The 16,953-nt window shown below is 36.8% G+C and carries 17 protein-coding genes; 2 read left to right on the top strand and 15 right to left on the bottom strand.

Annotated elements, in window-relative coordinates; all coding sequences use genetic code 11:
* Window positions 1-45: 45 nt before the first annotated feature.
* The gene (locus tag J2Y67_RS16810) at window positions 46-195 is read left to right on the top strand and encodes a hypothetical protein (protein WP_310175979.1); all 150 of its coding nucleotides are present in this window, start codon (window positions 46-48) and stop codon (window positions 193-195) included.
* 87 nt (window positions 196-282) lie between these two features.
* Here the strand turns inward: J2Y67_RS16810 and J2Y67_RS16815 are convergent, their stop codons facing one another.
* From J2Y67_RS16815 to J2Y67_RS16880, 14 genes are all read right to left on the bottom strand, one after another.
* The gene (locus J2Y67_RS16815; RefSeq protein WP_310175980.1) at window positions 283-630 is read right to left on the bottom strand and encodes a flagellar protein FliT; all 348 of its coding nucleotides are present in this window, start codon (window positions 628-630) and stop codon (window positions 283-285) included.
* Window positions 630-1,019: a flagellar export chaperone FliS gene (fliS, locus tag J2Y67_RS16820; protein ID WP_310175982.1), complete on the bottom strand. Its 390-nt coding sequence runs from the start codon at window positions 1,017-1,019 to the stop codon at window positions 630-632. The genes J2Y67_RS16815 and fliS overlap by 1 nt, the downstream gene beginning before the upstream one ends.
* Before the next feature lie 140 nt (window positions 1,020-1,159).
* The gene (locus J2Y67_RS16825; RefSeq protein WP_310175983.1) at window positions 1,160-2,053 is read right to left on the bottom strand and encodes a hypothetical protein; all 894 of its coding nucleotides are present in this window, start codon (window positions 2,051-2,053) and stop codon (window positions 1,160-1,162) included.
* 308 nt (window positions 2,054-2,361) lie between these two features.
* Window positions 2,362-3,003 carry a flagellar brake protein gene (locus tag J2Y67_RS16830; protein ID WP_310175984.1) on the bottom strand — a complete coding sequence of 214 codons (642 nt, stop codon included), beginning with the start codon at window positions 3,001-3,003 and terminating at the stop codon, window positions 2,362-2,364.
* A gap of 112 nt (window positions 3,004-3,115) precedes the next feature.
* Window positions 3,116-4,009 carry a flagellar hook-associated protein FlgL gene (gene flgL / locus J2Y67_RS16835; RefSeq protein WP_310175985.1) on the bottom strand — a complete coding sequence of 298 codons (894 nt, stop codon included), beginning with the start codon at window positions 4,007-4,009 and terminating at the stop codon, window positions 3,116-3,118.
* Window positions 4,010-4,019: 10 nt separating this feature from the next.
* Window positions 4,020-5,492, bottom strand: a complete 1,473-nt coding sequence (gene flgK, locus J2Y67_RS16840; protein WP_310175986.1) for a flagellar hook-associated protein FlgK — start codon at window positions 5,490-5,492, stop codon at window positions 4,020-4,022.
* A 35-nt stretch (window positions 5,493-5,527) separates the two neighbouring features.
* Entirely contained in the window at window positions 5,528-6,013 is a 486-nt protein-coding gene (locus tag J2Y67_RS16845; RefSeq protein WP_310175987.1) for a flagellar protein FlgN, read from the bottom strand.
* Window positions 6,014-6,036: 23 nt separating this feature from the next.
* Complete coding sequence (gene flgM / locus J2Y67_RS16850) at window positions 6,037-6,303, bottom strand: flagellar biosynthesis anti-sigma factor FlgM (RefSeq protein ID WP_310175988.1); 267 nt, start codon at window positions 6,301-6,303, stop codon at window positions 6,037-6,039.
* Between the two features lie 257 nt (window positions 6,304-6,560).
* Window positions 6,561-7,136, bottom strand: coding sequence for a DUF6470 family protein (locus J2Y67_RS16855; protein ID WP_310175989.1), 576 nt, complete (start codon window positions 7,134-7,136; stop codon window positions 6,561-6,563).
* Window positions 7,137-7,173: 37 nt separating this feature from the next.
* Window positions 7,174-7,524, bottom strand: coding sequence for a flagellar protein FlaG (gene flaG / locus J2Y67_RS16860; protein ID WP_310175990.1), 351 nt, complete (start codon window positions 7,522-7,524; stop codon window positions 7,174-7,176).
* A 126-nt stretch (window positions 7,525-7,650) separates the two neighbouring features.
* Window positions 7,651-9,669: a methyl-accepting chemotaxis protein gene (locus J2Y67_RS16865; RefSeq protein WP_310175992.1), complete on the bottom strand. Its 2,019-nt coding sequence runs from the start codon at window positions 9,667-9,669 to the stop codon at window positions 7,651-7,653.
* Between the two features lie 169 nt (window positions 9,670-9,838).
* Window positions 9,839-11,848: a methyl-accepting chemotaxis protein gene (locus tag J2Y67_RS16870; protein ID WP_310175993.1), complete on the bottom strand. Its 2,010-nt coding sequence runs from the start codon at window positions 11,846-11,848 to the stop codon at window positions 9,839-9,841.
* 116 nt (window positions 11,849-11,964) lie between these two features.
* Window positions 11,965-13,962 (bottom strand): methyl-accepting chemotaxis protein, encoded by a 1,998-nt coding sequence (locus tag J2Y67_RS16875; protein ID WP_310175994.1) that lies wholly within the window; start codon window positions 13,960-13,962, stop codon window positions 11,965-11,967.
* A 207-nt stretch (window positions 13,963-14,169) separates the two neighbouring features.
* Window positions 14,170-15,771 carry a sensor domain-containing protein gene (locus tag J2Y67_RS16880; protein WP_310175995.1) on the bottom strand — a complete coding sequence of 534 codons (1,602 nt, stop codon included), beginning with the start codon at window positions 15,769-15,771 and terminating at the stop codon, window positions 14,170-14,172.
* Window positions 15,772-15,903: 132 nt separating this feature from the next.
* On the opposite strand from J2Y67_RS16880, the gene J2Y67_RS16885 reads away from it, so the two are divergent.
* Complete coding sequence (locus tag J2Y67_RS16885; protein WP_310175996.1) at window positions 15,904-16,353, top strand: V4R domain-containing protein; 450 nt, start codon at window positions 15,904-15,906, stop codon at window positions 16,351-16,353.
* 203 nt (window positions 16,354-16,556) lie between these two features.
* On the opposite strand, the gene J2Y67_RS16890 is transcribed toward J2Y67_RS16885, so the two are convergent.
* Window positions 16,557-16,835 carry a hypothetical protein gene (locus J2Y67_RS16890; RefSeq protein ID WP_310175997.1) on the bottom strand — a complete coding sequence of 93 codons (279 nt, stop codon included), beginning with the start codon at window positions 16,833-16,835 and terminating at the stop codon, window positions 16,557-16,559.
* Window positions 16,836-16,953: the final 118 nt, after the last annotated feature.

The raw sequence follows: 16,953 nt of genomic DNA on the forward strand, positions 1-16,953 counted from the left end.
TTGTGAAAGATATTTTCGTCTTCTTTGACTGAATTAAAGCTAGTAATGAAAGCCTGGTACCATTTTCATAACTATCCGAACATTACAGATGCAAAGTATGTCGAAATACATCATATTCTTATTTTAAATGATAAATGGAAAGATTTAACCGAAAACACAATGCGTTCTAACGAAAAAACATTGCGGGAAAAATAAAATAAATTGCGTGACCACGCAAATAAAAAAATGCATAGTCACGCAATTTATCATAAAGTTATTTTATTTTTTTAACATATTCTAATATTAGTTTTTCCGATCCAAGAATACCCCACTTGTTTGATTGATATATGGCAGGTATTTTTTTGATATTTGTCGATCCCTTTTGATTTGATTGAGAGCTGATTGAGTTTCATTCATATTCCCTTTCAGCTGTGAGGTAAGCTGGTCGTCAAGAGAAAGAGTATCTTTTATGGTTTTGATAAATTTTGAAGAATATTTAAAATCAGGGTAATCTGCTTTAAAGGATTCGACCTTCATCATCATGTTGCCGCGGCGGCTTAATAAGATCTCAAACTCCTCAAAGTCACCGCTGTTCAGCTTCCGTTCCATTTCAATTGTCAGTTCATAAACCATTGAAATCATTTCATCCATTATGATCCCTGCATATTCGTTTTATTTAGTTTCATGGCTGTTGACCATGTTTCTGTTAATTCGACTGCATAACCTTCAATTTCCTCAAGAATATCCATACTTTTGTTTAGATTCGCTTCAATTAAACGGTTTTTCATATAGTCATATAAGGATAGTAAGGATGCAGAAATCTCGTATTCCTTGTTCAAGGATACCATTAACTCACTTAGTATATCTTGGGCCCTTAAATTATATTTATGAGATTCTTCTAAATTCTTATTTTGAAGAGAATTTTTAGCCAAGCGAATAAATTTGACCATTCCCTGAAATAACATCAATGTCAAATCTTCAGGCTTTGATGTAGTGACAGCCTGTTTTTGATAGGCTTGATAAGGATTTCTTAAAGTCATGATTAAATTGCTCCTTCCTAATCCAGTTCTTCCTTGTATTAATTATCGGATACTTTTAAAAAAAGTTTAAGTTTTCATCAAAAAAATCCCACTTAAAAGAAAAAGCTATTCCAATTATTATTGGAGTAGCCTTTTTTAGATTAACTACCTACTTGAACAACAATTCCAAACCCGTCAATAATGTAGTTTAGCCTTTGATTGTAGGCTTTTAGGTTTTGTATTTTGGCTGCATCTCCCAATTTATTGAATGCATTTATTTCTTTTGCCAGCTTTGAAACTTCTATTTGCAATTCATCATTCCGCTTTTTCTCAAGGCGCAATTGTTGTTCTTTTTTTAATAATTTTTCCCTCAGTTCTTCTTTTTCATGATGAAATTCTGATCTAAGATATTCAATTTGCTGAACTTCTTCCTGATTCTGCAGGGCCATATTGGTAAGCTGAAAAAGACTTCTTAAAAGTTCATTTAAATGAATCCCTGGAAGTTGTTGGATGTTTGAAATCAATCCGGATAAAACATCTAGCAAATCATCATCTTGGTGATGGTTCTTTTTAGATACTGGTGATGTTTTGGGAATGACTTCAGTGGAGACAACCGGAACTTCATTATACGGAATGGTGGTAACATGCAGGGGCTCTAAGATGCGGGCTTCTTTCTGTTCTTTTTTCTTTAGAAGTGAATAATATTTATAATTTACAGATTGATAGCCTCGGTCAAAAAGTTCAGCAAGTTCCTCCAATATTTCCGTTATATTCAATGCTCCCTCTTCTTGCCGTTCCTTAATATATTGAAACATAAATTCAATTTCGTTCTTACTCCACTTTCGGTTCACTTTTTTAGACTCATCTGACGGCTGGGTTTGATCATCCTCTTTATTCATCCCCATCATCTGAAAATGATTAAAATAATAAACCAAAGTTCCAGGCCTTACTTTATGATCATGCTCCAGATTATGTAGGAAAGCTTCATCTGTTTGATATCCTTCATGATTCCTTACAGCTTGTTTCAATTCGAATAGTGCAGTTTTTAACCCCATCCCAATACCTCCTAATTAATTGAATGAAAATGTACCTATCTTGGAATATGACAATTTTCAAATCGAAAATAATTTTGAAAAATTTTGATGTTGAGTATAGGTTCTAATATATGTATTCGCACTGATTGAAATCTTTTTGGGTGTATATCAAACAAAATTTATTTTGGTAAAGTATTCCTTTACACTATAATTATATTAATTATGTAAAGATTTGTAAATATATTATACTTAAATCACTCTATTTATTTTGATTTCCTACTAAAAAAACTCTTTCTTTTAAAAAGAAGAGTTTTTTAGTAGGATCCATTTTATCTGCGTCTGTCTTTTTCAACCAATCGCATTTGTCTTTGTTTTTCGAAACAATGCTGAATAACTTTCATTTGATCACGCTGCGTTAAATTGGTAAATTCAACAGCAATGTTTTTTCTTTCCGGTTTTTCTATCAAATTTACTCGTCTAATCATTCCACTGAAAGTAATCGGATCAAAATCCTTGTTTTGGGGGTTTGGAATATACAGGGTTCCGGAAATCTCGTCACCAATCTCTAGAATATTATCCATTTCATCCGAAAATAGCAACCCGCCTACACTAATATTGATGGTGACTAATTCCTTTTCATTTACAATTAGGCGTAAATTGCTGTTGACTCGAAAATTTTCCCTGCGCTGGATTCGGATAATCTCATTCTCTTTCGGTTTTGTTAACCTGTATAAAGGGATTTTCGTATCTTTTGTTTTTGCGATGATTTCGGTTTGGAATTTATATTGGTTTTCCTCCTCCAAAAAAAAGACATCGATTTGAGTCCCGCTTGCCAACATTCCAATGATACTTCGATTGAGTGGAACAGCGATCAGGATTTCGTGTTCCCCAATTTCCGCTATAATCGACCGGCAGGAATAATCCCGATCTTTTATCAAAATCTCAATATTCTGGCCAACTTTGGGATACATTTACTCCCACTCCTATTAATTTATTGATAATTCCAGTTTAATGGTTTTTTGCCAAAATTGGTAGTTTTTAAAAAAATTGAACTGCAAAATTTGCAGTTCGCGTTTACTTTGATTAACGTAAGAAGTCAAGAAGTGAAGGCTGGATAATGCGGGCCCCGATTGATAGTGCTGCACGCTGCACATTCTCCTCCGATTTTAAGTTGATAATCACCTGGGACATATCTGCGTCTTCTTCGTTAGATAAAAGACTTGTAGTTGAAACTACTAAATCATCTAGTCGTGATTGACTTAATTCCATACGGTTTATCCGTGCGCCTAATTCAGAGCGTTCTTTTAAGATATTATCAATTTGAGCATCTAATTTTCCCAAAACGTCTGAGGAGTCAGAATTCGAGGAACTGAAACCAGTTGAGATATCTGAAAGCAGCTTAAAAATACCCTCGTCCCCATTAATATCCTTTCCAAAAACATCCGTCCCCTGAACATTTATTTGCACATTATTTGTTTGCCCAACTTGGACATCAATTTTTCCATCCTTCCCATTAAATGTTTTCGTTGTGGTTTGATAAGGAGGGTTTTTAATATCCGTCCCAGCAAAAATATATTTTCCGGCAATCTGCGAATTAGCTACCTCTCCCAGATGCTCTTTTAATTGATCAATTTCTTGAGCAATCGCCGTGCGGGCACTTGAATCATTCGTCCCATTAAGGCCTTGCACCGTAAGTTCCCGGACACGCTGTAGCACAGAGTTTACCTCATCAAGGGCATCATCTGTCGTAGTCATCCAAGAAGTTCCATCATCAGCATTGCGTTTGTATTGGTCCACCTCATTCAGCGAGGAACGGTAATACATTCCGCGAACAGCTGAAACAGGGTCATCCGACGGTTTATTTATTTTTTTACCAGAGGATGCCTGGTCCTGATATTTTTGCATGGCTTTATTGGTTTGAGATAAATTAAATAACATATTTTGATTAAGCATGCCTTGTGTAACGCGCGTACTCATAAAAATCCTCCTATAGACCGACTCTGCCCATTCCATTAATGATTTTATCCAAACATTGATCCATGGTCGTTACCATTCGTGCAGCAGCATTATAGGCCTGCTGATATTTAATCATATTGGCCATTTCTTCATCCAATGAAACGCCGGAGACAGACTGGCGGCGATTATCAATCTGATTCACAATCACATCAGAGTTCCCTTGCATACGCTGTGCTTCCTGTGAATCTATTCCAAGTTGACCAATGATATTTCGATAATAGTCATCAATAGTGGAAGTGGTTCCGTTGAAATCAAGATTTCCTGTAAATTTCAAATTAGCGATCGCTTGAGCATTTTGTCCATTTCCAGTTATTCCTTCATTTGCAGCTGCGATTAAATCCAATGAATCCATTATAGCCGGATTTATTTCTATGTTTTTAGCCGAAATATCAACTTTAGTGGGATCTAAAATATTTCCTGTAATGGGGTCAATCCCTTTAAAGAAATCATCGCTTGGGGAAACAGCATTAAATGTTCCTCCACTATTCTGTAAGTGATAACCACTGCTATGGATTTTATTAATACTATCTGCAAATGTTTTCGCTAACGTATCGATTTTATTATGCATTTCAGGGATCGTTTTTTGATAGGATTCGATTCGCCCCTTTAACTCTCCACTATTCAACTGTAGAGGGTTTCCATTGAGGGTTATGTTCTCTGGATATTTTAATCCATTACTAAGGTCGAAGCCTTCAAGTTTATTGACATCGATTCCTTTCACTAGGAAATCTGTCCCAATCGCAACATCTACTAGCCCATTAGAATGATTGGTAACACTCACGTTTACGATTTTGGATAAATTATCAATTAAGACATCGCGCTGGTCATACAAATCATTTGGCTGGTAGTTATTCGCAACTAAGCTGGAAATTTGTTTGTTTAAATTGCCAATTTGATCGACGATATCATTAACACTTTTTACTTTAGCATCTATAACATGTAAGGTATCATCCTTCATTTGATCCAAAGAATCTGAGAGATAGTGAAAGGTTTCAGCGACAGCTACCCCTCTTTGTCTAACAACAGCACGGGCAGCTGCACTATCTGGGTTTTTGGAAAGCTCCTGCCATGAACTCCAGAACTGATCCATTGTCGACGCAAGCCCAGTATCAGATGGTTCATTGAGAATCCCTTCAATTTTACTGAGGGTATCACTTTTGGCATCCCAATATCCTAAATTTTGATTTTCACCGCGATATTGGACATCCAAATAATCTTCCCTTAACCGGACAAGCTTGTTAACCACAACACCTGTCCCTAATTGCATATTATTTCCATTTGCTCCAGGAAGGGATAGACCTTTATCGTCCTGCATCTCGGCTCGCTGCCTTGTATAACCGGTTGTATTGGCATTTGATACGTTTTGGCCTGTAACTGATAAAGCCGTTTGCTGGGCAAAAAGAGCCCTTTTTCCCAGCTCTATGCCATGAAAGGTTGAAGTCATTGTGTTTCCTCCGTTTGTCAAAAATACTAATTGTCCTAAACCTTGGCATCCAACAGATTTGCGTACCGTCTTCCTGATTTGGGTCCATATCCTATGTTCGGTACTTTTGGTACAAGCATACCCAATGAGTATTCAACATAAGAAAGAGAAGTCTGAATTAATTGTTGGTTGCTTTCATTTATATTCGTAATTTCTTTGATAAGAAAGCGTAATTGCTTGGAAATTTTATTCAAAGTTGATTTTGTAATAGGATTATTTTCGTTTTTTATTAATTCCTCAAGTGTTGGGGATGGATTGGTCAAACCCATTTGATTTAAATAGTTCTGAACAAAATTCTTTCTATCTAGTTCAAGTTTTTGTATTTCCCCTACACATGAGCTTTCACGTTGGATTAATTCCTGAAGTCGTAAAGTATTTCCTTCAATAAGAATGGCTCGCTTCTCTTTCACTAAATCGAGTAAATGTGTATGGGCGTCAATCATGGCTTCCAATGTTTGTATTAATTTTTCGTGCGATTCCATTTTTGCTGCCTCCTACAGAAATATTACTTCCAAAAATCAATCATTTTCTCCGCAACTTTTTTGCTATCCACTTGATAGGTTCCGTTATTAATCTGTTGTTTCAATTCTTGAACACGCTTTTGCCGCTGTGCTTGTTCACTCATTGCAGCTTGTGAAATTTCTTTACCGCGGGATGATATTTCCACTTCCGCAGAAGAAGATGAAGATTTTTTCGTTATATTTTCCGTATTTTTACGGTTTAGTTGTTTTTGGTAGGAATAAAAACCATAATTCGTATCATTAATTCGCATGAACAGTCCCTCCTATTCTCTTTTTATATCGGTTAATCTAAAAAAAAGTTTAGTTCATTTAAAAAAGAAAATAGTTCCAATTCCATTAAGGAATCATATCTTTATAGATTGTATCAAAACTAATCCTATTCTTCATTACCTATTTTGGATGATGTAAATTTGATCAATACAGCCTTTTAAAAAGCACAAAATGCGGAAAGACTCGATTTCTTTCCGCAACCTGTTCTATAAAGACCATTTCAAAAATAATCAAAGCTTCAGGTTTGGTTATTTACATGGATGCCAATAAAGTCGATTTGCAGCTGTTGTTTTTGACGAAGATAAACCTCTGTTTTCCCTGGTGTATATTGATGAATCGGTTTATGCTGGGTGGAATTGATTTCAACTCCGCCTTGTTTCCAGTCAATATGGAGTTCTGTTGGTACATAGTTAATTTTGACGGAACCGTAGCTTGGGATGAATACAATATTGAATTCTTGCGGCGGCGGACTACCCTTTTCTGTTGCTATTGCCACAATCGCATCTATCTTTTTCTCAATCGCTGCGAATTGGTCCCCTTCCTGGGCAATTTCAGCTATAGCTTCAAATCCTTCTTGCTTTGAGAATTCGGCCATATCCTCACTGGATACAGGTGTACTTTTCAAATTTAATTCATTCCATGCCTGATCTTGATTGATCTCAAGTCGTGATGGCTGACGGTCAATGGTCATCACAGCAGGAACCTGTTTAATCGATAAATCTGCGGGAACTTGTTGAATTTCTTGGGTAGGTTGTGTGGTTCGCAGGCCAATTTGTGCATAGGTTTGCTGCAGGCGGATTTGTGGAAGATGCATGAATTCACCTCCTGGTTGATTAAGTTTCCTTCTCTCATTACGCTTTTTTATCGACCAAAAGACCTAAATACTTCTCCATAGCAGCATACATATCAAGTAATTTTTTTGGAGGAATTTCTCTAATGACCTCATTGGTTGTATCATCTACAATCGCAACATAATATTTTTGTAAATCATCGTGGAATTTAAATTTCAGGTGTGTGTTGGATGCTTTTAAAAAGTCATTCATGCTATCGATAACTTTTTCAGTTTTTTCTCTTGTATTGCCTTTCGGTTCAGGCTGTTCGTGTTTTTCCGCTGAAATTGGTTTTGTTTGCGAGATTGCTTCCACCTGTTTCACTTTAAAATCATTCGATAGATTGTTAGAATTGGTTAATTTATCTAACATATCCAGCCCTCCTTTAACTCTTTATATCTATTGGTATTATCGGATGAATCTGGAAAATGTTTAATATATTTTTAATTGTAAAATAATTGCCTGACCCATTTTTTGGCCAGGCAAATGTAATTTTATTTATTTCAATTTGAATTTCCTAATTTCATCATCCAATTGCTCGGATAACTCTTTTAATCCATTGGCATGCTCTGTAAAGGAATTCATGGTAGCAGAGATTTGTTCTGCTGATGCTGCTACCTCTTCTGTTGCGGCAGCTGTTTGTTCAGAAACAGCAGTGATGCTGTCCATTTCTTGATTAACAGAATCTTTATTTTGCTGGCTTTCCTTGACAGATCCTTGTACTTCTTCTACTCTTTGCGCCAGATCTCGAACAGCTGCTAAAATTTCGTTAAAAATGACCTGCGTTTCTTTTACGGCAACATCCTGTTCGGTCACGACCTGATTGGTTTGTTCCATCGCGGATACCGCCTTCTTTACGACAGCTTTAATTCGATCAACAATTCGCTTGATTTCATCCGCTGATGCCTTCGATTGATCCGCTAATTTTCTCACTTCATTTGCGACAACGGCAAATCCTTTTCCGTGCTCCCCTGCTCTTGCAGATTCAATCGATGCATTAAGAGAGAGTAAATTGGTTTGATCCGTAATTTTGGTAATGGCTTCAATAATCGTGTTGATTTCCTCCATCCGTACCTCTACATCCTTCACAATAGAGGTCACTTCATCCGTGGAAGATTTGGTTTCTAATGATTTATCTGAGAGGAATACAACCTGTTCTAAGCCTTTATTACTTAATTCCATGGAACGCTCAGAAAAGCTATTCATGTCCTCAGTAACAGTAGAAATCCCATCCAATTTCATTGATAGCTCTCGCATTTGTTCAAAGCTTACATTTACATTTCTAGCCTGCAGTGTAGCCCCTTTGGCAATCTCATCAATGGCTAAAGCAACTTCAGACAAAGAAGCGTTCGCCTCTCTCGTCATTAAAGATAAATGGGCAGAAGTTTCCATCGCCGTTTTTGAGGAATTACCTACTTTTCCAAGCGAGATCGATAATTGATCCATCATGTTATTGTAGCTTTCTTCCAGATCTTTGAACTCATCCCTTGTTTTCACAGAAACGCGAGCAGTTAAATCTCCCATTGAAGCCGTTTCTAATGCATCCTTTACGGTTTGAATATTTCTGGCAATCTTTCTGCCGATTATATAGGCGGTGAGTGCAGACAATACCCCAAAGATTGCCGTAAGAATCCAGCCGATATTTCTAATTTTCATTGCATCCTCAGCGATTTCCGAACGATCTAAAGTCGAAACAAATTTCCAGCCTGTTTTTTCATTTGTCGTAAAAGAAGAGAATTTCTCTGTTCCATATAAGGTATAATCACTGCTTCCTTCATTCAAATTTTGCACATCCTTCCAAAGTGCAAGCTTCGTCATATAATTGGAACCAATTTTCTTTGCATCCGGATAATAAATTAATTTTCCCTTCTGATCAATTAACGACATATACCCTTTTTTCCCAATCGTAATTTCCTTCATCGATTTTGAAAAGTTCCCCATATCCAGGTCAATGGCGGCGACACCTACCAATTTTCCACTTTTATCTTTAACCGCCTGGGCAATCGTTAATACCAATTGTCCCGTACCTTCGTCAGGGTAGGGCTCGCTATAATATACCTTTCCGTCCATTTTAACCGCATTCTTGTACCAATCTTGATGGGTCGGATCATAGCCGTCCGGCAGCCCGGTATTGGGTGCACTTAACATATCTTTTTCCGTCGAGGCAAAATAGACAAAGGCATATTCTCCATTTGATTTTAATGTATCCTCTAATAATGTGTATCCGTTTTTTGCGTTTTGCTTATTTTCGAAAAAGCCAGTGAAATTCTCGTTATCTACCAGGAGTTTAAGTTGATTGGTCACACCTTCCATTTTATAATCCAAGCCCTTACTCGCTTGTTTAGTGATTTGGAGTGTTGAGCGTGAAACTTGATCATGGATCACGTTTTGCGTAACCTGATTGGAAATGAGTGCGATTGAAATCGTTGGAATTAATGCAACAGCGGTCATACCGGCTATTAATTTGGTTCTCGCACTATTCCATTTGAACGATGATGTATTTCCATATTGTTCCATAAGTACCCCCATCTTTATTTTTATAGTTTTTGATAGTTAAATCAAATTTTGATATCATGCCTCATTAGTAACAATCGGAACATATTAAAATATGTTTAGAAATTTTGCTGTTATAGGACAAAAAAATCCCACCTTTTGAAATAAAAGTGGGATTTTTTTGAATGCTCAACTATTCTAATTTGAATTTTTTAATTTCATCGTCTAACTGCTGTGACAAATCTTTTAATCCATTGGCATGCTCTGTAAAGGAATTCATCGTTGCTGAGATTTGTTCTGCTGAAGCCGCTACCTCTTCTGTAGCGGCAGCTGTTTGTTCCGAAACAGCGGTAATGCTGTCCATTTCTTGATTTACCAGATCTTTATTGTGCTGGCTATCCATAACAGATACTTGTACATCATTCACTCTTCCAGCTAATTCACGAACAGCGGATAAAATCTCGTTGAAAATGGCGTGCGTTTCTTTTACAGCCACATCCTGTTCGGTCACAACCTGATTCGTTTGTTCCATTGCAGATACTGCCTTTTTTACAACCGCTTTAATGCTATCAACAATTCGTTTGATTTCATCTGCTGATGCTTTGGATTGATCGGCTAATTTTCTCACTTCATTTGCGACGACCGCAAAACCTTTTCCATGCTCCCCTGCTCTAGCAGATTCGATGGATGCGTTGAGGGAAAGTAAATTGGTCTGATCCGTGATTTTGGTAATGGCCTCAATAATCGTGTTGATTTCTTCCATCCGTACTTCTACATCTTTGACAATGGACGTTACTTCATTTGTAGAAGATTTTGTTTCTAATGATTTATCAGAAAGGAATACAACCTGTTCCAAGCCTTTATTACTTAATTCCATGGAACGCTCAGAAACACTGTTCATCCCCTCTGTTACAGAAGATATTCCATCTAATTTATTTGAAAGCTCTCTCATTTGTTCATAGCTTACATGTACGTTTTTCGCCTGTAATGTTGCACCTTTGGCGATCTCATCAATAGCAAGCGCAACCTCTGACAAGGATGCATTCGCCTCTCTCGTCATCACCGATAGATGTGCAGAAGTTTCGGTTGTAGTCTTCGATGTATTTCCTACTTTACCAAGAGAAGCAGACAACTGTTCCATCATGTTATTGAAACTTTGTTCCAGGTCTCTAAATTCATCTCTGGTTTTAACCGAAACACGGGCTGTAAAATCACCTCTTGATGCGGTCTCTATTGCATCTTTAACAGAAAGAATATTTCGTGCAATCCGTCTGCCAATGATTAAAGCACTGAGTGCTGATAGAACACCAAATACCGCGGTTAGAATCCAGCCGATATTTCTAATTCTTGTCGCATCTGCGATGATTTCAGACCGATCTATTGCGGAGACAAACTTCCAGCCCGTTCTTTTATTAGTGGTATAAGCAGAAAATCTATCGATTCCATTTAATGTATATTCAGTGGTTCCTTCTTGATCTTTACTCACATTCTTCCAAAGGGCAAACCTTTTGCCAATTTTACTAGGATCAGGATTAGAAATAAATTTTCCGTCTTGACCGATGACCGTCATATACCCTTTCTTACCAATTGTAATCTCATTAATCGATTTCGCAAAATCGGTTATGAACATATCAACTGCAGCGACACCAATCAAATTTCCCTTTTTATCCGATACCGACTCAGAAAGGGTTATAATTAATTTATTCGTAATTGCATCCACATACGGCTCGCTATACGTGACCTTTCCAGTATTTTCAACGGCTGCTTTATACCAAACACGTTGTGTTGGATCATAGCCTACTGGTAAGTCATCCTTTGGAGCTAGAATCATTTGCTTATTGGTTGTGCCAAAATAGACAGACGAATAATCGCTATTGGATTTTGACGTTCCCTCTAATAATTCGTCTACACCATTGATGTTCTTTTTATCTTGATAAAACTCTGTAAAATTAGGATTGTGAGCTAGAACGTCAATTTGGTTGGCAGCACCTTCCATATTGTAATCCAAGCTCTGACTGGCCTGTTTCGTAATTTGGAGGGTAGTCTTTGAAACTTGATCGTGAATAACATTTTGTGTGACAGTATTGGAAATCAGCGCAATGGAAATCGTCGGCACGATTGCTACAGCGGTCATGCCCGCGATTAACTTCGTTTTTGCACTATTCCACTTTGACTTAGATGAGCTTCTTTTCTGTTGTTCCATATTTATCCTCCGTCATGTAAAAGTATAAAAAGTTTTTTATTCCTATTATAATTTTCGGAAGTTTTCAAAAAAAGTTTAGTAGAATCAACAAAATATTAATCGAAAAGAATCCAAATTTAAAGTTTAAACTGGTTAATTAGACTCTTTAAATTTTGTGCCATATTCGTAAGATAACCTGATGCAGAAGCTATTTCTTCCATCGCAATCAATTGCTCTTTTGACGATAAAGCTACATCTTTTGAGGAATTTGCTGAATTATTGGCGATCTGTGCTACTTCCTCAACAGATGAAGACACTTTTTCAGTGTTTTCTGACATGCTCAATGATACGGAAGTAAGTTCCTGGGTTTCTGCAGCAACATGATTGGTTGCTGAAAGAATGTGCTCAAACACTTTTCCAACATGGTCAATTTGCTTTAAGCCTTCATTCATTTCTTTATTTACCTTATCCATTGCTTGCATAGTGTGAACGGATTCATGTTTGATTACTTCAATCAATTTTGATACCTGTTCTGCAGACTGGGCTGTTTGGATGGCTAATTTTCTTACTTCATCTGCAACGACCGCAAACCCTTTACCTTGGTCTCCAGCTCTGGCGGCCTCGATGGCTGCATTCAATGAGAGGAGATTCGTTTGATCGGCAATATCTGAAATCGATGAGGCGATCTTGGCAATTTCATTTGAACTTTCTGTTAATTGTTGAACGATTGATGCTGATTCATTAAAAGAATCATTAATCTTTCCCATTTGGTGGGTCGCTTTTCGAATGGAGTCATTCCCTTGTTGTACCTCTTTCCCCGTTTGTTCGGAATGAAGAGAAATAACTGACACTGTCTCAGCGACACGCTTTATTCCTTCCGCCATTTCCTGAACTGCATGAGCAGACTCGATGGTGCCCTTAAGCTGCAGATCTGAACCACTCGCTACTTCTTGGACCGCAGCAGATATTTGATGGGTTGCCTGGGTGGTTTGTTCAGAACTGGCGGATAGCTGTTCTGCGGAAGCAGCCACTTGTTCAATTGTTTGAACCACTTCTTTGATTAAATTTCGAAAGTTTTCGATCATCTGATTCATCGAATCACCCAGTTTGCCTATTTCATCTTGGCGACGGCTAACTTCAGGTGTGACCTCAATCGAAAGGTTTCCATTTGAAACCTCCCCAGAAATGGAAACTAAATGTTGAATTGGTTTGATCATCAAACGATAAATCATAAAGGATAATAAAATCAGCATGACCAAAAGGACTAAACCAATGATAAAATTAACGTTTAATAATTGATCTTTTACTTTTTTACTTGTGATTTGTTTTTGATTGATATGTAAAACTCCAATTGATTTTCCTGAGAAATCAGTTAAGGCTGTACTCATTTGGGCGTTTTCGCTTGCATGAAGGCTAGATATTTCAAATAATTTTACTTTTGGATTTTTCTTTATTTCTGCTAGATTGTGAATTAAGTGGTTTCTCGTAATCTCTTTTGTTGTGGATAACATGGATCCATTATTCGTTAATAAGGAAACATCATCTTCAAGCGTATCTTTAATTTCTCCTAATGCTTTGTAATCAACAATTCTGCCAAAAATTAAAATACCGGTCGGATCAGCCCCTCCAACTTCGTTCGTAATTTTAGAAGCGGCAATTACGGCTAAACCTTTTGAAGTTTCAATTAAACCGGAAAATTCACTCTGGTTATGTAATTTCTCTACAATCCCCTTATTCGCCAAAGTTCCCATGAACTCTTTCACATCGCCAACCTGCGAGATGACATTTCCATTAAGATCGGTTGTGGAAATAAAGGAAACATTCGGGTTCGCATCCATTTCGGAATTTACATTTTCATTGATCCACTTGATATCCTTCTTTTTAACTGCTATCCGATTGTCTTCCCAGTGAGAATTCGATTTGATAATGCCAAGTAAATTTTCGCCAGCCTTTCCTAGTAAATGTTGCGATGCTTGATTTGAGATCTGCACCCGCTCTTCTTCCATTTGGGTTAAATCCTTCTTTATTTCCGAATATAAATAAGAGCCTGCAATGGAAATCGGTAGGACCAACAGGAAAAGAAGGAAAACCAGCATTCGAACAAGAAGTGATTTTGAAATTTTGATTTTTTTCATAGATAGCCTCCAATAGAAAAATAGTACTATAGTAATAAAACTTTTGTCATACTAAAATTTATAACAGGTTTTCATATAATGTCAATTTTTATCGAAAAATACAGGAAATTCATAATTAACCTTGCCTTTTTGATATGAATTATCCATATAAATCAATAAAAAACGCTCTTACTTTTTTATAAGAACGTTTTTTACATTGTATGTTTACTAGATTAAAGCCTTGATCGTTTCAACACCATTGTTTTCAAGCATATAACGGTCCGCTGCCTCCGAACTAAGTGGTTTACTGTAATAAAATCCTTGGACAGCGTCACATTTTAATTTTTGAACATGTCTTAACTGTTTTTTCGTTTCAACACCTTCCGCAATCACTTCCATATGTAAGGCATGGGCTAAATTGGAGATCGCATTTGTCAGCGCCTTACTGCTTGGATTGGTATCAATGTCAAAGATAAACGAACGGTCAATTTTCAACGTATCTAATGGGAGCTTCTGCAAATATTGCAAAGAAGAATACCCCTTGCCAAAGTCATCAATCGTAATATGGATTCCTTTTTCTTTTAGTTGATCCAGTATATGTATTGCCGATTCAATGTCATACATCATCATGCTTTCTGTTACTTCTATCTCCAGGCAATTCGCAGGTACTTGATATTCATCCAGTACATTCTGAATTTTATCGACAAGATCATTCTGTAAAAATTGCTTGGCCGATAAATTTACCGCAACTTTGCAATTTTGAATCCCTGAATCGAGCCACTGTCTTATTTTTTGACAGGCATGTTTGATCACCCAATCTCCTATCGGTAAAATTAACCCGGTCTCCTCAGCAATTGGTATAAACTCTGCCGGAGGTATGATTCCCAAATCCGGATGCTCCCATCGTAAGAGCGCTTCCATTCCCACCACTTTATGATTTTTTAACTGAATCTGCGGCTGGAAATGGAGATTAAATTGATTTTTTGCTAAGGCACTGTATAAACCATTTTCGATCATTAATTTTTCATACGAGCCGGCCGAATAATCCAAGCTAGCTTTTTCAACTTTATAATGTCCCCGTTTTTTAGCTCGATACATCGCTGTATCCGCGTTCGTAATGAGTGATTCAATTTCATCCCCATCATACGGATATAAGCTGATGCCGATACTCGGATTTACATAAATCTCTGTTTCTTTTAATTGAAAAGGCTCTTGAAAGGCAGCCAGGACTTTATGTAACCGTAAATCAGCATCGTTTACCTGCTGCAAATCTGTCAATAAAAATACAAATTCATCTCCGCCCATTCGCGCAACGATATTCCCCATACCAATACATGATTTTAATCTTTGTGAAACCTCTTTTAAAAGCAAATCTCCGTAGGTATGACCAAGCGTATCATTGATGAATTTGAATCGATCCAAATCCATATACAATACCGCCAACAGTTGATTCGTTTCATTTGCTTTTTCAATTGCCCTTTGCAAATGCCGCTGAAACAAGTACCGATTAGGAAGCTTGGTTAAAGGATCTAATCCACTCATTTTAATGTCAGCCAAAATCAATCCAATTTGATCCTGACCCTCAAGATGATTAACTTCAATCCAATATGAAATTTCCTGCCCCTTTTTCGTTTTCAAATAGGTTTGCCCATATTGATTCATTAGGATGGATTTTAAGTCGCTCATAAACCATTCAGCGTTGACACCCATGACCTCTTCTTTGGAAAAACCGCTTTTTTCTAAAAATGCTTGATTGGAGAAAATAATTGTCCCTCTTTCATCTAGGATGACAATTGTGGTTTGGAATTGATTTAAGATAGCATTGTCCATAAGGATCCCTCACAAAGAATATTTATTATAGAATATTTCCTAAACTGTTTAAAAACCTTGACCTATATCAAGGTTTTTAAGTTTTACTACTGTCAAAATAGAGTTAAATCTTAGTAATGGAGGAAAATAATAATGGATTTATTTACGTATGAAGACATGAAAAAGATTAATAGAAAAAGATTAGGTGCCATGATCCCATTAGAACTCTTCAGATCTGTCCGCTTAATTGGAATGTATCAAGGGTTACCGATGAACGGGAAAAACACAACGGTGGCCGTAGGAAGGAAGATTGGTCAATGTCTACCTGTCAATAAAATCGACGATGTACTTTCCCATTTCCAAGAGTTAAAAATTGGGATCCCAACCGTACTGGAATCCAATGAAAATGAATATCTCGTAAAAATTGATGATTGTTTCTGCAAAGGACTCCCTGCTCATCCTGGGAATAAAGTTTGTGATCTAGAGGGCGCAATTTTAGAAGGGGCCATTTCACGCTTCTACAATGGAAGGGTAATGGTAAAAGAAGAAAAATGTAATGTAAACGGTGATAGCCATTGCGAGTATCGGATTCGGTTGCTTTAATTTATAAATTTATACATACACTGGGCAGGTATTACTGCCCGGTAATATTTTGTTTGAACATTTACTTACTAAAAATCTAAGGAAAATTGTGTTATGTTAGGAGGCAAGAAATTTCATTGTGGACGGACGCATAAAAAATCCAAAACATATGGTATTAACATGAATGGGTGAACATACTCTAATTAGGTGATATAGGCAGAAAATTATTGATGTTTGAGTTCACGAAGCTTTTTCTCATGCTGTAAAGTTTTTTTAGCAGTAAAGTCTAAGGTTTCTTGGGCTTCCGTAATCTCTACATGAAATCCATCCATTTTTTTCTCCATTCGATCTAGACGCTTTTCAATACGATTAAATCTTTCATCTACTTGATCAAATTTTTGTTCAAATTTCTTTTCCGTTTGTTTAAATTTCTTATCCATATTTTCTGAATGTAACTTTAATGTACTTAAAATTTCCTTCAATATTGTCCCTTGTTCCATCATCATAAACCTCCTCATATATCATCTAAGCTAAGTATACTGATCCTATTATAGGAATTCAATTTAATATACTATTCAATGCAAGTAGAAAAGGGTAATTGTTACCATTTTGTAAACAGAG

Source organism: Neobacillus niacini (assembly GCF_031456445.1).
Lineage (GTDB): Bacteria > Bacillota > Bacilli > Bacillales > Cytobacillaceae > Neobacillus > Neobacillus niacini_I.

What these genes read in the sequence shown, in the direction of transcription:
- J2Y67_RS16810 (WP_310175979.1), top strand. Translation starts at nt 46, where the DNA reads ATGAAAGCCTGGTACCATTTTCATAACTATCCGAACATTACAGATGCA.
- J2Y67_RS16815 (WP_310175980.1), bottom strand. Translation starts at nt 630, where the DNA reads ATGGATGAAATGATTTCAATGGTTTATGAACTGACAATTGAAATGGAA.
- fliS (WP_310175982.1), bottom strand. Translation starts at nt 1,019, where the DNA reads ATGACTTTAAGAAATCCTTATCAAGCCTATCAAAAACAGGCTGTCACT.
- J2Y67_RS16825 (WP_310175983.1), bottom strand. Translation starts at nt 2,053, where the DNA reads ATGGGGTTAAAAACTGCACTATTCGAATTGAAACAAGCTGTAAGGAAT.
- J2Y67_RS16830 (WP_310175984.1), bottom strand. Translation starts at nt 3,003, where the DNA reads ATGTATCCCAAAGTTGGCCAGAATATTGAGATTTTGATAAAAGATCGG.
- flgL (WP_310175985.1), bottom strand. Translation starts at nt 4,009, where the DNA reads ATGAGTACGCGCGTTACACAAGGCATGCTTAATCAAAATATGTTATTT.
- flgK (WP_310175986.1), bottom strand. Translation starts at nt 5,492, where the DNA reads ATGACTTCAACCTTTCATGGCATAGAGCTGGGAAAAAGGGCTCTTTTT.
- J2Y67_RS16845 (WP_310175987.1), bottom strand. Translation starts at nt 6,013, where the DNA reads ATGGAATCGCACGAAAAATTAATACAAACATTGGAAGCCATGATTGAC.
- flgM (WP_310175988.1), bottom strand. Translation starts at nt 6,303, where the DNA reads ATGCGAATTAATGATACGAATTATGGTTTTTATTCCTACCAAAAACAA.
- J2Y67_RS16855 (WP_310175989.1), bottom strand. Translation starts at nt 7,136, where the DNA reads ATGCATCTTCCACAAATCCGCCTGCAGCAAACCTATGCACAAATTGGC.
- flaG (WP_310175990.1), bottom strand. Translation starts at nt 7,524, where the DNA reads ATGTTAGATAAATTAACCAATTCTAACAATCTATCGAATGATTTTAAA.
- J2Y67_RS16865 (WP_310175992.1), bottom strand. Translation starts at nt 9,669, where the DNA reads ATGGAACAATATGGAAATACATCATCGTTCAAATGGAATAGTGCGAGA.
- J2Y67_RS16870 (WP_310175993.1), bottom strand. Translation starts at nt 11,848, where the DNA reads ATGGAACAACAGAAAAGAAGCTCATCTAAGTCAAAGTGGAATAGTGCA.
- J2Y67_RS16875 (WP_310175994.1), bottom strand. Translation starts at nt 13,962, where the DNA reads ATGAAAAAAATCAAAATTTCAAAATCACTTCTTGTTCGAATGCTGGTT.
- J2Y67_RS16880 (WP_310175995.1), bottom strand. Translation starts at nt 15,771, where the DNA reads ATGGACAATGCTATCTTAAATCAATTCCAAACCACAATTGTCATCCTA.
- J2Y67_RS16885 (WP_310175996.1), top strand. Translation starts at nt 15,904, where the DNA reads ATGGATTTATTTACGTATGAAGACATGAAAAAGATTAATAGAAAAAGA.
- J2Y67_RS16890 (WP_310175997.1), bottom strand. Translation starts at nt 16,835, where the DNA reads ATGATGGAACAAGGGACAATATTGAAGGAAATTTTAAGTACATTAAAG.